Here is a 13934-nt window from a genome sequence, read left to right as displayed (position 1 = left end):
ATAAACAATACGCGTGGTGCTAGTTAATTTTTTCCTAGAGGAAAATGTCTAAACATGTTGGTAAATCAACAAAAAACGCATATAGTAGTCTCAAAACTCCCAAGAAATGAGGACTACATATGCGTTCATCAAAATATACTGAACATTATACAGATACTTTTATAACATTCAAGGAAATTATGAGAACTGTTTCTAACATATACCACAATTGTGTACCAGATAAGATTAAAAACCGAAGAAATACTGATCAACTGAAGCAACGCGATACAGTGATTATTGCTTGTGTTATATGGGGCATAATTAATGGCTATACTAGCCAAAGAGCCACGTATAGAGCGGTTTGTTCCGTCTTATTTCTTAATGGTGACTTTCCTAGTAGGAGTCGATTCACTCGCTTAAGTTCAAACTTAGCTTACACTATCAAGATTATTCGATACTTTTTCATCAAGAAGCTCACCAAAGGTGAACTAGTCGGAATTATAGATAGTTTTCCTAGTCAATTATGTAAACCAGTTAGAAATAGACAAGCAAAACTATTGAATCAAATAGCCAAAGTTGGCTATAACTCAACAAAAAAATCTTATTTTTATGGTCTTAAAATTCATATGATCGTTACTAAGACTGGCTTTCCGATTACTTACTCAATCACGAATCCAGGTGTCCATGACGTGAAAGTGTTAGAGACTTTATCGGAAGAAGCGAATCTTCCCAATATCCTAGGGGACAAAGGATATATTAGCCATAAAATCCATGAAAAGCTTGCCCTTAAGGGCATTACTATATCCGTTCCGCCACGTAAAAACATGGATAAATCAGAAAAACTAGACCACAGCTTACTTGGAAAACAAAGAAAAACAGTTGAGACTGTTTTTTCTTCCTTAGAAAAATTAGGTTGTCAAAATTTCAACTCACGTTCTGTTAAAGGGCTAGAGAGTAGATTTGAAAGCATATTACTGGCTTACAGTGTTCTATTAAGTCGAGCACAACGACGTTTTGAAGGAACTTTGAGATATTCTTTAGGATATTAAAATTAACTAGCACCACGGGTTAATATATTTTTTACCAGCAAACCATACATATCTTTTTTCATTAAGTATGTTCACTATCTCTCCTCCATTAATTATATTTAGCATCAAATAGTTATTGTACCTATATTTTATCCCATTCCTTTTAAAACAAGAATACGTACAAAGTAAAATGTTGTAAATAGTCTAGCAGGGAAGTATATTTTCATGTACCAACATAATATTTAAGAAGTTTCCCATAGATATATTGGACTTCCTCTTTTAAAACACAAAAATAAATACTACCTTATTTAGGTAGTATTTATTAAAAGTTACGTCAATTTTGATTAAAAATATACTACTTGAACCTCTCATGAGTAAAGTCACGAAATTTTTGGGAATAGAGCGTACTTGATATCTTATTTTTTCACTAATAGCAGTGTCTCTTATTCACCAAGCGATCCCCGTAGTTCCTACGGTTCTTAATTTTTCTCTAGACTAATGATTGTATCTTTAGACCTTCGGCCATAACATGGAGCAAAATAAAAAGGTACTAAGTCTTATATATCAATCTTCGAGTAACCGACGGTTAACAACCATATCGAGCGGCATTAATCACCCACCTGTAGAGGATGAGCGACTTTTTCCTAATTATTGTTAAAAGCCTAGTTTCATTTGTTTAGATTGGAAAATACGTCCTACAAGTATCTCTTTTTTTTCATGGTCGATCCGATAAAATAAGGCATAGCTTTTGCCGATCACGATCCGATATGTTGGGATATCCATTCCATAGATTTCGGAAACTTCCTCATGCATAGTTGGAAAATTTTTGGTTAGTTCTAAAGCCTTCTGGATCGCACCTACAAATCTTTTTATGCTGGCTGGAGAAAGAGCAAGCTCATTTTCCCATTCTTCTATTATCGTTTCAAGGCTGGTCTGAAAACTTTTAGAATAAACTAGCGTGTACTCTTTCATCTATTCACTCCAGCCGTATTTTCCGAAAGCTTTTACCATTTCAATTTCTGAAACTGTTAAACCTTTCTCAAAGTCTTGGAAACTTTCTTCAATCAATTTGCGATCGTGTTCTTTTGCTATTTGAGTAGTATCTAATATGAATAAGTTGCCTTCTTGTTTGGCTTGGATAATGTCTCCGCTTTTTAATCCAAGAGAGCTTGGAAGGATCACTCCCACGCTATTGCCGATCTTTCTAACCTTTAGTTCTTTTCCCATGTTATCACACTCCTTTTAGTTTTTGATGAATAAATTATAACATGTTATAACAACAATTGCCAACGGTGTTTCTTAAGGGATTCCACTCCATATTATTATTGGACAAAATAAGCCACTTAGAACGCTGAAAACATATACAAACGATATCAAAATACGAGTGAACTACTCACCATACACTTCCGTTAACATCCATTTAACAGAATTAGGCAGAAGTCGCCCATCCTCTATAGGTGGGTGATGAATGCCGTTCGGTATGAGGGTTACCGTTGGTAACTCGAAGACCGACAACTAAGGCGTATTGCCTTTTTATTTTGTCCCATGTTACAATCAGTCTATACAAGAAATGAGTTGATATAACATGGAATTAGATACAAATAATCATTCAGTATTTCTTCTTTATTACCACCTTGTTTTAGTAACGAAATATCGTAGACAAGTGATTGATGATGAAATATCTGATTATGCCAAAACTACTTTTGAAAGAATTTCAGAATCGTATCACATTACTTTAGTGGAGTGGAATCATGATAAAGACCACGTTCATATTATGTTCAAAGCTCAACCTAAAACAGAATTGACAAAATTCATCAATGCCTATAAAAGTGCCAGCTCAAGATTGATAAAACGTGACTTTCCAAGAGTCAAACAATTTCTTTGGAAAGAAATGTTCTGGTCTAAAAGCTTTTGTCTTCTGACAACTGGTGGCGCACCAATTGATGTGATTAAGAAGTATATCCAAAATCAAGGAAACAATCATAAATAGAAAGTAGGTGAACTTTATGGAACAACTAAAAGCATACAAATTCAGAATCTATCCAACAGAGGAACAAGAAATCTTCTTTGCCAAATCTTTTGGTTGTGTCCGTAAGGTCTACAATCTAATGCTTGATGACCGAAAAAAGGCGTATGAAGAAGTTAAAAATGATTCTTCTAAAAAAATGACTTTTCCGACACCAGCTAAATACAAGAAAGAATTTCCGTTTTTGAAAGAAATTGATAGCCTTGCTTTAGCCAATGCCCAACTTAATTTAGATAAAGCATACAAGAATTTTTTTCGGGATAAATCCGTTGGATTTCCACGTTTCAAAAGTAAGAAAAATCCTGTTCAGAGTTATACAACGAATAATCAAAATGGTACAATTGCTTTGATTGATAGTAAATTCATCAAAGTTCCTAAATTGAAGTCATTAGTAAGAATTAAGCTTCATAGACAACCAAAAGGGATTATCAAATCTGCTACAATATCACGTCATTCTAGCGGTAAATACTATATTTCTTTGTTGTGTAAAGAAGAAATTATCGAATTACCTAAAACTAATTCCACAATTGGTATTGACTTAGGTATTATGGACTTTGCGATTCTTTCTGATGGACAAAAAATTGATAATAATAAATTCACGTCCAAAATGGAAAAGAAACTAAAGCGTGAACAACGCAAATTGTCTAGGCGTGCTTTATTGGCTAAAAATAAAGGTACCAATCTATTTGAAGCTAAAAATTATCAAAAACAAAAACGCAAAGTAGCTAGATTGCATGAAAAAGTAATGAATCAACGTACTGATTTTCTGAATAAGTTGAGTACAGAAATGATCAAAAATCACGATATTATCTGTATTGAAGACTTAAACACAAAAGGTATGTTGCGAAATCATAAATTAGCTAAAAGTATTTCTGATGTTTCTTGGTCAAAGTTTGTGACTAAATTACAATACAAGGCTGACTGGTATGGACGAAAAATCATCAAAGTAGATAAATGGTTTCCGTCTAGTCAGATTTGTTCAGAGTGCGGACATAAAGATGGCAAGAAATCTCTTGAAATTCGAGAATGGACTTGTCCTGTTTGTCATACTCATCATGATCGTGATATCAATGCTAGTATCAATATTCTGACCGAAGGTCTAAGACTACATTCTATGGGATTGGCTTAGATCCAATCATCAAGAACCGTAGGAACTACGGGGATAGCTTGGTAAATAAGAGACACCGCTGTTAGTAAAGAAATACGCTATCAAGTATGCTCTATTCCCAAGAAGCTCCCACTTCAAGCGTTAAGAACCGTCAGGTTTAGCTAAGTGGTGAGTAGTTCACCCGATGAAAGTTTCTTTGGAGCCACAGTCGGTCCCGTAGCAGGCAGAATCCGAAATGCTACATGGGGAAATCATCAACTTGAAAAAAACGCCGGCAACCACCATATCCACGGAGGAACAAATGGATGGTCTTTCCAATATTGGGATGTCGAAGTGTTCAAAAATCCACAGTCGATCGGCGTTGTCTTTTATTTACAAGACACTTTTTCCGATTATCCTGGTCCTATCACAGCAACGATCACGTATCAGCTAACTGCGAATAGCCTGGAAATGATCACAAAAACGAACAGTCCCGTCGAGACGATCTGCAATCCAACCAATCATGCCTATTTCAACCTTTCTGGGAATGGTAAATGTAACATTGATACACATGAACTGGCTGTCCAAGCAGAAAGTCTATTGGTATTAGATGAAGATAAACTACCAACAGGCGAACAAATCACTCAAGCGGATTTACCGATCAATTTCAAGAAACCACATACAATCGAAGAAATTCTCAACGCTTATCCAGAAGGACTTGATGACGTTTTTGTTCTTACTACACCGAAACGTTCAAAAAAGGTGCTGTGTCTTTCAGAAAAACAATCTGGACGCCAGTTGTCTATAGCAACAACAAATAGAAGTGTGGTATTATTTTCTACGACTGGTTTTGAAGCTGATTTTATGATCAACGGGAAACATATGCATTCAAACTATAGTTTAGCCATCGAGCCACAAGAATTTCCGGATCTAGTCCATTTACCTGAACTCGGTTCGATCGCTTTGTACCCTGGTCAAGAAAAGGTCAACCATACGACCTATCAGTTTACTATTTTACCGAATGAACAGATAGCAAATACTCAATAGTTGCTTGTTTTGATTACGAATAGCTCAGAAAAGAAGAGATTTTTATTTACGCCGATTGTAAAATTAAGCTAGACAACTAAAAAAGTCATTTGTGCTACACTCAAAATAGTTCCTACCAAAGAATTATAAGGAGTGAGCACAAATGACTTTCGACGTACTCAAAGCATTTTCAAAGTTTTTGTCTTTAATTTTTACATTAGCGTCTTTCAATATTTTATCGACTACTTTATTTTGAAATTCATTGTTGCTCAATTTCGTTTCAGTAGTAATTTCTTTCAATTGTTTTTTGTATTTATCCATTCCGTTGCCTTTATTCTAATTTTTTACCATTTTTGATTACATAGTATTTATGGATCATAAGTTGAATCATTGGTGAAAGTGATCACATCAGAAATTTGGCCGTCTTTCAACTTAAAGGATGCTTCTTTGACTGTCACCAGAATAGTTGTATTAGTTGAATCAAGCTTCACTTTTCCGTTTTTCGCTATCTTCTTTTACTTTATTGTCTTTGGCTAATTTAGAGAAATCGTCTCCCTTATCAACAGCTTTCTTCATATCTTCTGCATGAAAAGATTTTCAATCTGTTTTTAGATTTTCATCGATCAATTTGATATGTTTTTTAGAAATTTATTTTTCACTTTTCGGAATAAATTAAAAATGTCTCTTAATTCCTTCTTATTATATAATCTATTTTTATTTAACCGTGGTCTCTTATTAAATAACGTGTAAATGAGTATATAAAAGTTATTAAACTAATTAATAAAGATAGAATTATTATAGATAGGTAGATGAAATTTCAACTATAGTTCTTTTCCCACGCCTTTAATTGATATTTCTTTGCGTATTTATCAAAGCAAAAAACCAAAAATTTTGTTCCATTCGGACGGCTGATTTTACTCTTCTCAGCATTGGCAACCAGCCCCGACTTTTTTTGATAAAAAGATGCTTTGTAACAAATAATATGATTAAAATTTTATTGCCAATTTTATAAACTCGTGGTGCTAGTTAATTATTGAATCTAGGAACAAGAGCATAATATCACTATTTTTACTTTTGAAATTTTACTCAGAAATTCTGTTTTTAGTCGTTTTTATAAAATGAAAATGTTGGTTTATAATAAGCTGAAATTAACTAGCACCACGAGTCTATATCCATATAAGATAAGTATCACACATAGTTTACAAGTATTCAGCAAATTATTCTTTTCTAAATAGTATGAATTTACTAAAAAATAACAGTTATTATCTTTTAGTAAATCCATATACCATTCTCCAATTGATATTACAAACATTTCACGTTAAAAATTTATGATACAGTTCATCTGATAATATCATTATAACTCAATGTTATTCTGCTTGAACTTGACCAGAATTACTTACAAAATATTTATACATCTGATCAGTTCCATCGGCCATATAATAAAAATAATATCCGTCTGCTGTAGTTTCGCTTCCGGCATCAGTTGCATTAGGTCTACCTAACTCATTGTGTTTAGCTATTGCAAGTTGAGCAGCTTCTAACTCTGAAATAGCTGCTTGACTAAGTGTAGAGACATTATTGTTTGTTGCTTCATTGGGTACAGTTTTGAAATAATCATCTTGGATAATCTCACCATTATTATTCACTGTAATGATATTCCAAGTGATACCTTCTGGACCTCCATGTAGTTGATAATGAAAAGTAAACGAGCCATCAGAATTTTGTTGCCCATTTTCAAATGCATCTGAACCGCCCGATTGTGGAAGTTTTTGTCCCAGATATTGAGCTGCTTCTTCAATAGAATTTAATAAATTCGTGTGGACCACTTGTGGTTCTTCGGAAACATTTTCTTGTAAAGTAGCTACCTCACTACTTTCTGTTGTAGTCTCTGTTGATGTAGCCTCCTGATTATCAATTTTTATTTTCTCTAGTTGGTTTTTATATGTGGTAATTGTATCGTCAATTTTTTTGATTAATGAATCTACTTCCGCTTGGCTATATACATCAGTACTCTCTTTTTGTACCCATTTTTTGAGTTCATCTAATGTATTTACTTTTTGAGAAAGATCATTTTCAGTTGCTTCTTCAAGATTATCTAGTGTATTCTCTTTTAAGTCTTTATCGTCTTGTTCTTTAAAATTTGTTTTGATCTTCTTAATAGATTCTGTATAGGTATTAGTAATTTTTTTCTCCGTTTTATCTGACTTAGAGTAAGCACTGGATTCAGTAACAAATTTTTTGTACTCCGACAGTTTTGTATCTTTATCTTTTTCGGCTAAAATTTTCTCTACATTTTTTTCTATTTGTTTCATTTTACTTTTTACTACTTCAGCAGTTTTTGTTTCTGAAGTAGCCGTTTTACTTTTGTCTGTCGAAGCTGAACAACCTGCAAAAACAAAAATAGACCCTACCATAACACCCATCACTAACTTTTTTTTCCAATTCTTTGAGTACATGTGTTTTCTCCCTATTATTTTTTAGTTAATTATAACATCTTTTCATAAAATTGAGAGTGTAAAATATTTTGTGTAAATAGAAAAAAGGAAGTCCCTTCTGTAGAATAGAGTTACCACAACACATTCACAGAAGAGAGGACTTCCCTATGAACGATTTTACTACAGAAATTCTAAAGACTCTAGCGAACAAAGGCGATTTGAATGAATTATTCCGTGTCCATTTGGAGAAAGCAGTCAATACGCTTCTCAAAACGGAGTTAACGGCTTTCCTAGATTACGAAAAGTATGATCGCATTGGTTTTAACACGGGTAATTCTCGTAACGGCTCCTATGACCGTACGGTCAAGACCGAGTATGGGGAACTTCATCTCCAGATTCCGCGCGACCGCAATGGTGAGTTCAAGCAACAGACTGTTCCTGCTTATAGACGGACGAATGACACGTTAGAGGAGACCGTCATTCACCTCTTCCGAAAAGGTATTACCATGTCGGAAATCGCAGACTTGATTGAGAAAATGTATGGGCATCACTACACGCCCCAAACCATGTCCAATATAACAAAATCATTTACAGAAGAGGTAACGGCGTTTAAAGGGCGGGAGCTTCATGACCGTTATGCTGCTATTTATATGGACGCAACGTATATTCCGTTAAAGCGGAAAACCGTCGCCAAGGAAGCTATTCATATCGCAGTTGGCATTCGCCCGGACGGATCAAAGGAAGTATTGAGCTATGCGATTGCACCGACTGAATCCATCACGATTTGGGAGGAAATTTTATTGGACCTTCAAGAGCGCGGTTTGAAAAATGTCCTCCTGTTCATCACGGATGGCTTAAAGGGGATGGTAGGAGCGATTAGTCGGTTCTATCCCAAAGCTCGTTTTCAACATTGTTGTGTACACGTTTCCCGTAATATCAGTCACAAAGTGCGTGTCGATGATCGTAAGGAAGTCTGTGATGATTTTAAAATGGTGTATCAAGCCTCATCTAAAGAGGTGGCGTTGGAAGCACGTGGTGCTTTTGCGGAAAAATGGAAAACCAGCTATCCAAAAGTGGTTGAATCGATTCTTTCGAACGATCACTTGCTCACTTTCTATGATTTCCCCTTGGCCATACGCAAGAGTATTTATTCTACGAACTTGATTGAATCCTTTAATAAGCAAATCAAGAAATACAGCCACCGCAAGGAACAGTTCCAAAACGAAGAGTCGATGGAACGTTTCTTAGTCTCGTCTTTTGATACTTACAACCAAAAATTCCTAGGTCGCAGTCATAAAGGCTTTCAACAGGCCGAAGGCGAACTTGAACAAATGCTAAGCCAACTGATTGAGAATTAGAAACAATCTGCAGTAGGGAAGAATCATTTACACAAAATTATTGACGCTCCCTCGTTTTTGGGTGTGTCAAGAAGTTTGTGTAAATTTATTAATTAAGCCTTATTCAGTTTGATTAGTCGCTTAAAACATTGAATCCAATGTGTCTTGGCATTGTTTGAAACCTTTGTGTGCTCTACCAGCTTTTTTATTATTGTATGCGACCATTTGTGTAACAAGAAAACGGTCAAGGGCTTCTTCGTTAGGAAATTGTTCCTTAACTTTGGTTTTTCTTTTCAACTGTTTATTGAACGATTCAATAATATTAGTGGAATAGATAGTACCTCGAATTGCTTTAGGAAATTGAGTGAAGGTCAAGAGATTTTCGGTCTCTTGAAGAGAATGGGTCATCCTGGGATAACGTTTCTGCCACTTGTCAATAAAAGTTTGAATCATTTCTTTACCTTCTTGAGTAGTACTGGCGTGATGAATTTTTTTGAAATCACTGGCTACTTCTTGACGATCAGAAATACGAACTTTTCCCATAATGTTTCGATTAATGTGCACTAGGCAACGTTGAAATTTTGCCTGAGGGTAATTTCTTTCGCAGGTATTTTGAATAGCAGTCATGCCATCGACAACAATGAGTTGGACGTCAGTTAAGCCCCGAGAAACAAGACTACCTAGCAACTCTGACCATGCAATATCTGATTCCTGTGGGGCAATAAGATAGTCCAAAATTTCTTTCTCACCAGAAGAAGTAATTCCTAAGGCAATGTGTACTGCTTCTTTTTGAACAGCATCACGTCTTAACGGAATATACGTCGCGTCTAGAAATAGACAAACATATTGCGAATGAAAAATAGGACGAGAATGAAAAGCAGTCACTTGTTCGTCCACCATTTTGGTGATGTTAGAAATAGTAGTTGGACTATAATGTGAGCCATACATTTTTTCAATTAAATCAGCAATTTCTCTAGTGGTAATGCCTTTTTCATAGAGCTGAATGATGGTTGTTTCTAAACTATCAATACGATGAGTGTATGGAGGAATCAACGATTGATGAAACTCTCCTTTTCTGTCCCTAGGGACACGGACATTGATTTGACCAAACTGTGTGTCTAGTCGTCTGGTGTAATCGCCATTGCGATAGTTTCCGTTATTAAAGCGCACATAAGGATCATATCCTAAAATAGCAGTAAGTTCGCTTTCTAAAAGAGAATTCATTGTACTTTCAAGTTGATTGCGAAAAACTTCTGTTAAATTGGTATTTTCTAGTAGTGCTTGAGCGATTTCTTTGTTAAACTGATTCATAGGGAAGACCTCCGTTTGATTTGGTTTAGTCGCTTTAATCATACGAATAAGGTCTTCCTTTTTCAATACCCTAATTTACACAAACTATTTTACGCTCTCAAAAGTTAAACACCATGTTACCTTGATTATACCAAAACTCAAGTATCTTCTAAAGAGGAAAAATTCCATCAAAAATAAGGCTATTTTTCAGTCATTTTTCGAGCAATAATATTTTCTCCTCCAGCTAGATTTAAAATATTCCCTGTTAAATATTCAGCACTATCTTGACAGAGAAAGTAAATCGTCTGCGCCACATCTTCACCCGTGGCTTTTCTTTTAGAGTTGGCATTTTCAAAAGCACTTGAGATAGTGTCGGTTCTTTTTACTTTGTTGAGTTTTTCAGTTTTTTCAACGGATTTTTCCTGTTCAGCTTCTTCAGGGGCCTTTTCCTTTTTGACTTCTTCAAGAAATTTTTCTTTTCTAGTACCTTCAATGAATTTTTCTTTTTTTGCCTGTTCACTTAATTGTTCCTTTTCAGCTTCTTCAATGCTTGCTTCTTTCCACTGGGCTTTAATATCTCCGGGGCAAACCATATTTACTGTAATATTAAATTCTTTTTCTTCCACTGCTAGAGTTCTAACGGCAGCTGCCACCCCTGTTTTTGCTGCACTGTATGCTCCTCTTTGAGGCCAACCAGTCACTCGTTCAATTTGATCGTAACCTAACGTAACAATCCGTCCCCAGTTTTGCCTTTCCATATGTGGAAGAATTGCCTTCATTAAATAGAAGAAACTATTTAAATTAGTATTCATCATGTGCAGCCATTGATCCGTGGTATAGTCTTTTAATTTAATTTCTTCATGAATAAATGGACCAGCATTTAAAATTAGAATATCTAACTGACCAAAATCTTGATAAATTTTTTCAGTCATGTTCACTACTTCCTCTTCCCTTCCAATATCTCCTGGATAAAGGCGGACAGTGGTGGAAAAAGAAGTCATTAATTCTTGCTGAAATTCTTGGGCTATTTTTTGATTATGGTGATAATTTAAGGCAAGTTGATACCCAGCTTTCGCAAAAATAAGGGCTATTTGTCTCCCAATTCCTCTTGTTCCTCCTGTAATAAAGACAACTTTATTAATCAACTTCCCTACCTCCTCACTTAATGGCCATCATAAACTCTGAACGTAACGCAGGATTGTCCCGATAGACACCCCGGCTTACTAGGGTAAAAGTTTTCGCTTCTTCTTTTTTTGCCCCGCGACTTGAAACGCATAAATGTTTCGCTTCAATCGCCACCATTACACCACGTGGTTCTAAAACTGACTCAATAGCATCGGCAATTTGATTGGTCAATCTTTCTTGCACTTGAAAACGTCTGGCGTAACCTTCTACTACTCGAGCAATTTTAGATAATCCTGTTACTTTTTTATTAGGAATGTAAGCCACATGAGCCACTCCAAAAAAAGGAGCAAAATGGTGTTCACACATGGAATAAAATTCTATATCTTTCACAATAATCGGATCATTTTGGGTAATATCAAAGGTTTTTTCTAAATGAGAAGCTGGGTCTTCCCTGTAACCTGTCGTATATTCTAGAAAAGCTTTGACTACTCTAAACGGTGTTTTATCTAAATCAGGATTTTTTTCGTCTTGTCCACACAAGGTCATTAAGGTTTTTAAGGCGTTCTCTATTTCATGAACATCTTCTAGTTTTTCTTGAAATTGGGAAGAATTTTTATTTAAGTTGGGAAAATTACTTTCTAATAAATTTTCTTCGCTATAGCGGTCTTCATTATAATCTTCATTCATCATCATTTGTCATGTCTCCTTAGTTACTGATGATTTGAGAGCGTAAAATAGTTTGTGTAAATTAGGGTATTGAAAAAGGAAGACCTTATTCGTATGATTAAAGCAACTAAACCAAATCAAACGGAGGTCTTCCCTATGAATCAGTTTAACAAAGAAATCGCTCAAGCACTACTAGAAAATACCAATTTAACAGAAGTTTTTCGCAATCAACTTGAAAGTACAATGAATTCTCTTTTAGAAAGCGAACTTACTGCTATTTTAGGATATGATCCTTATGTGCGCTTTAATAACGGAAACTATCGCAATGGCGATTACACCAGACGACTAGACACACAGTTTGGTCAAATCAATGTCCGTGTCCCTAGGGACAGAAAAGGAGAGTTTCATCAATCGTTGATTCCTCCATACACTCATCGTATTGATAGTTTAGAAACAACCATCATTCAGCTCTATGAAAAAGGCATTACCACTAGAGAAATTGCTGATTTAATTGAAAAAATGTATGGCTCACATTATAGTCCAACTACTATTTCTAACATCACCAAAATGGTGGACGAACAAGTGACTGCTTTTCATTCTCGTCCTATTTTTCATTCGCAATATGTTTGTCTATTTCTAGACGCGACGTATATTCCGTTAAGACGTGATGCTGTTCAAAAAGAAGCAGTACACATTGCCTTAGGAATTACTTCTTCTGGTGAGAAAGAAATTTTGGACTATCTTATTGCCCCACAGGAATCAGATATTGCATGGTCAGAGTTGCTAGGTAGTCTTGTTTCTCGGGGCTTAACTGACGTCCAACTCATTTGTTGCCGATGGCATGACTGCTATTCAAAATACCTGCGAAAGAAATTACCCTCAGGCAAAATTTCAACGTTGCCTAGTGCACATTAATCGAAACATTATGGGAAAAGTTCGTATTTCTGATCGTCAAGAAGTAGCCAGTGATTTCAAAAAAATTCATCACGCCAGTACTACTCAAGAAGGTAAAGAAATGATTCAAACTTTTATTGACAAGTGGCAGAAACGTTATCCCAGGATGACCTATTCTCTTCAAGAGACCGAAAATCTCTTGACCTTCACTCAATTTCCTAAAGGGTTCTGTTGCGAAGTTTGAAAATCAAACGCGCCCTCTCTGAACTCCAAATATCTTAGGCTGTTATTCCCATTAATACCTTGATTTCAGTAGACACCGAAAAGCCGAAGAGCGTTCCATTTCTTCGGTTCTTTTTATATATTCCTCGAATGGTCTCCATGCCCTTAATCGTGGAAGAGGCTGTACGGAGACTTTGATAAAATTTATTTCGTCGTTTAATAGGTCGATGGTCTTGTTCTATTAAATTGTTAAGATACTTCACAGTTCAGTGCTCTGTCTTAGTATATAAACCCACACTCTGTAACTTTCTAAAGGCGGAGCCAAGAGAAGGTGCTTTATCGGTCACAATTGCTTTCGGCTCACCAAACTGTTTATGGAGTCGTTTTAAGAAAGCATAGGCTGCTTGCGTATCCCGTTTCTTTCGTAACCAGATATCTAAGGTTAAGCCGTCCGCATCAATTGCACGATAAAGATAATGCCAACGTCCCTTAATTTTGATATAGGTTTCGTCCATTTTCCATGAATAGAAGGATTGTCTATTTTTCTTCTTCCAAAGATAATAGAGGACTTTGCTGTACTCTTGTACCCAACGATAAATCGTAGTATGACAAACATTTATTCCACGATCATATAACAATTCCTGAACTTCACGATAGCTTAGATTGTAACGCAGGTAGTAACCAACAGCGACAATAATGACGTCTTTTTTGAATTGTTTGCCTTTAAAATGATTCATTACTCTGTCCTCTCTGTCTTTTTTCTCAATTTTACACTAAAATAGATTTTTTGGAAAACTTTGCAACAGAACCTAATTTTTT

At 35.5% G+C, this 13934-nt stretch carries 11 protein-coding genes and 3 pseudogenes; 6 read left to right on the top strand and 8 right to left on the bottom strand.

Translation table 11 applies throughout. From position 1 onward, the window contains the following. Positions 1–119 precede the first annotated feature (119 nt). Entirely contained in the window at positions 120–1028 is a 909-nt protein-coding gene (locus IGL15_RS03685; RefSeq protein WP_002326174.1) for an IS982-like element ISEfm1 family transposase, read from the top strand. 633 nt (positions 1029–1661) lie between these two features. Here the strand turns inward: IGL15_RS03685 and IGL15_RS03680 are convergent. Continuing rightward, positions 1662–1979, bottom strand: coding sequence for a type II toxin-antitoxin system RelE/ParE family toxin (locus tag IGL15_RS03680; protein ID WP_002290394.1), 318 nt, complete (start codon positions 1977–1979; stop codon positions 1662–1664). Continuing rightward, positions 1980–2234: an AbrB/MazE/SpoVT family DNA-binding domain-containing protein gene (locus tag IGL15_RS03675; protein WP_002323399.1), complete on the bottom strand. Its 255-nt coding sequence runs from the start codon at positions 2232–2234 to the stop codon at positions 1980–1982. It lies immediately after the preceding gene. Between the two features lie 358 nt (positions 2235–2592). Between IGL15_RS03675 and tnpA the strand changes: the two genes are divergently transcribed. From tnpA to IGL15_RS03660, 3 genes are all read left to right on the top strand, one after another. Beyond that, on the top strand, positions 2593–2997 hold the full coding sequence (tnpA, locus tag IGL15_RS03670) for an IS200/IS605-like element ISEfa4 family transposase (protein ID WP_002287522.1): 405 nt from the start codon (positions 2593–2595) through the stop codon (positions 2995–2997). A 16-nt stretch (positions 2998–3013) separates the two neighbouring features. Then, the gene (gene tnpB / locus IGL15_RS03665; protein WP_002323589.1) at positions 3014–4162 is read left to right on the top strand and encodes an IS200/IS605 family element RNA-guided endonuclease TnpB; all 1149 of its coding nucleotides are present in this window, start codon (positions 3014–3016) and stop codon (positions 4160–4162) included. A 144-nt stretch (positions 4163–4306) separates the two neighbouring features. Next, a complete protein-coding gene (locus IGL15_RS03660) occupies positions 4307–5167 on the top strand; it encodes an aldose 1-epimerase (protein WP_016251538.1) in 861 nt (286 codons plus the stop codon). Positions 5168–5290: 123 nt separating this feature from the next. Here the strand turns inward: IGL15_RS03660 and IGL15_RS03655 are convergent. Together IGL15_RS03655 and IGL15_RS03650 are read right to left on the bottom strand one after the other, a co-directional pair. Next, positions 5291–5788, bottom strand: a pseudogene (locus IGL15_RS03655) (peptidylprolyl isomerase); the annotation flags it as partial. A 725-nt stretch (positions 5789–6513) separates the two neighbouring features. Then, positions 6514–7602, bottom strand: coding sequence for a hypothetical protein (locus IGL15_RS03650; RefSeq protein WP_002336899.1), 1089 nt, complete (start codon positions 7600–7602; stop codon positions 6514–6516). Between the two features lie 146 nt (positions 7603–7748). Between IGL15_RS03650 and IGL15_RS03645 the strand changes: the two genes are divergently transcribed. After that, positions 7749–8939 carry an IS256-like element ISLgar5 family transposase gene (locus tag IGL15_RS03645; protein ID WP_002324630.1) on the top strand — a complete coding sequence of 397 codons (1191 nt, stop codon included), beginning with the start codon at positions 7749–7751 and terminating at the stop codon, positions 8937–8939. Positions 8940–9059: 120 nt separating this feature from the next. On the opposite strand, the gene IGL15_RS03640 is transcribed toward IGL15_RS03645, so the two are convergent. From IGL15_RS03640 to folE, 3 genes are all read right to left on the bottom strand, one after another. After that, positions 9060–10229 carry an IS256 family transposase gene (locus IGL15_RS03640; protein WP_002343733.1) on the bottom strand — a complete coding sequence of 390 codons (1170 nt, stop codon included), beginning with the start codon at positions 10227–10229 and terminating at the stop codon, positions 9060–9062. 179 nt (positions 10230–10408) lie between these two features. Further along, positions 10409–11353 carry an SDR family oxidoreductase gene (locus IGL15_RS03635; RefSeq protein ID WP_002326559.1) on the bottom strand — a complete coding sequence of 315 codons (945 nt, stop codon included), beginning with the start codon at positions 11351–11353 and terminating at the stop codon, positions 10409–10411. A 13-nt stretch (positions 11354–11366) separates the two neighbouring features. Further along, positions 11367–12026, bottom strand: a complete 660-nt coding sequence (gene folE, locus IGL15_RS03630) for a GTP cyclohydrolase I FolE (protein WP_002295193.1) — start codon at positions 12024–12026, stop codon at positions 11367–11369. Between the two features lie 129 nt (positions 12027–12155). Between folE and IGL15_RS03625 the strand changes: the two are divergent. Beyond that, positions 12156–13116, top strand: a pseudogene (locus IGL15_RS03625) (IS256 family transposase); the annotation flags it as partial. Between the two features lie 55 nt (positions 13117–13171). Here the strand turns inward: IGL15_RS03625 and IGL15_RS03620 are convergent. After that, positions 13172–13852 (bottom strand): annotated as a pseudogene (locus IGL15_RS03620) (IS6-like element ISS1N family transposase). Between the last annotated feature and the right edge of the window lie 82 nt (positions 13853–13934).

The organism is Enterococcus sp. DIV0436a (assembly GCF_051711605.1).
GTDB classification, from domain to species: Bacteria; Bacillota; Bacilli; order Lactobacillales; family Enterococcaceae; genus Enterococcus_B; species Enterococcus_B faecium.
Note: the sequence above shows the minus strand (reverse complement) of the source record. Positions and strands in the feature narration are given on the sequence as shown.

Excerpts from the sequence above, each read along its gene's own strand:
- IGL15_RS03685 (WP_002326174.1), top strand. The coding sequence starts at position 120 with ATGCGTTCATCAAAATATACTGAACATTATACAGATACTTTTATAACA.
- IGL15_RS03680 (WP_002290394.1), bottom strand. The coding sequence starts at position 1,979 with ATGAAAGAGTACACGCTAGTTTATTCTAAAAGTTTTCAGACCAGCCTT.
- IGL15_RS03675 (WP_002323399.1), bottom strand. The coding sequence starts at position 2,234 with ATGGGAAAAGAACTAAAGGTTAGAAAGATCGGCAATAGCGTGGGAGTG.
- tnpA (WP_002287522.1), top strand. The coding sequence starts at position 2,593 with ATGGAATTAGATACAAATAATCATTCAGTATTTCTTCTTTATTACCAC.
- tnpB (WP_002323589.1), top strand. The coding sequence starts at position 3,014 with ATGGAACAACTAAAAGCATACAAATTCAGAATCTATCCAACAGAGGAA.
- IGL15_RS03650 (WP_002336899.1), bottom strand. The coding sequence starts at position 7,602 with ATGTACTCAAAGAATTGGAAAAAAAAGTTAGTGATGGGTGTTATGGTA.
- IGL15_RS03645 (WP_002324630.1), top strand. The coding sequence starts at position 7,749 with ATGAACGATTTTACTACAGAAATTCTAAAGACTCTAGCGAACAAAGGC.
- IGL15_RS03640 (WP_002343733.1), bottom strand. The coding sequence starts at position 10,229 with ATGAATCAGTTTAACAAAGAAATCGCTCAAGCACTACTAGAAAATACC.
- folE (WP_002295193.1), bottom strand. The coding sequence starts at position 12,026 with ATGATGATGAATGAAGATTATAATGAAGACCGCTATAGCGAAGAAAAT.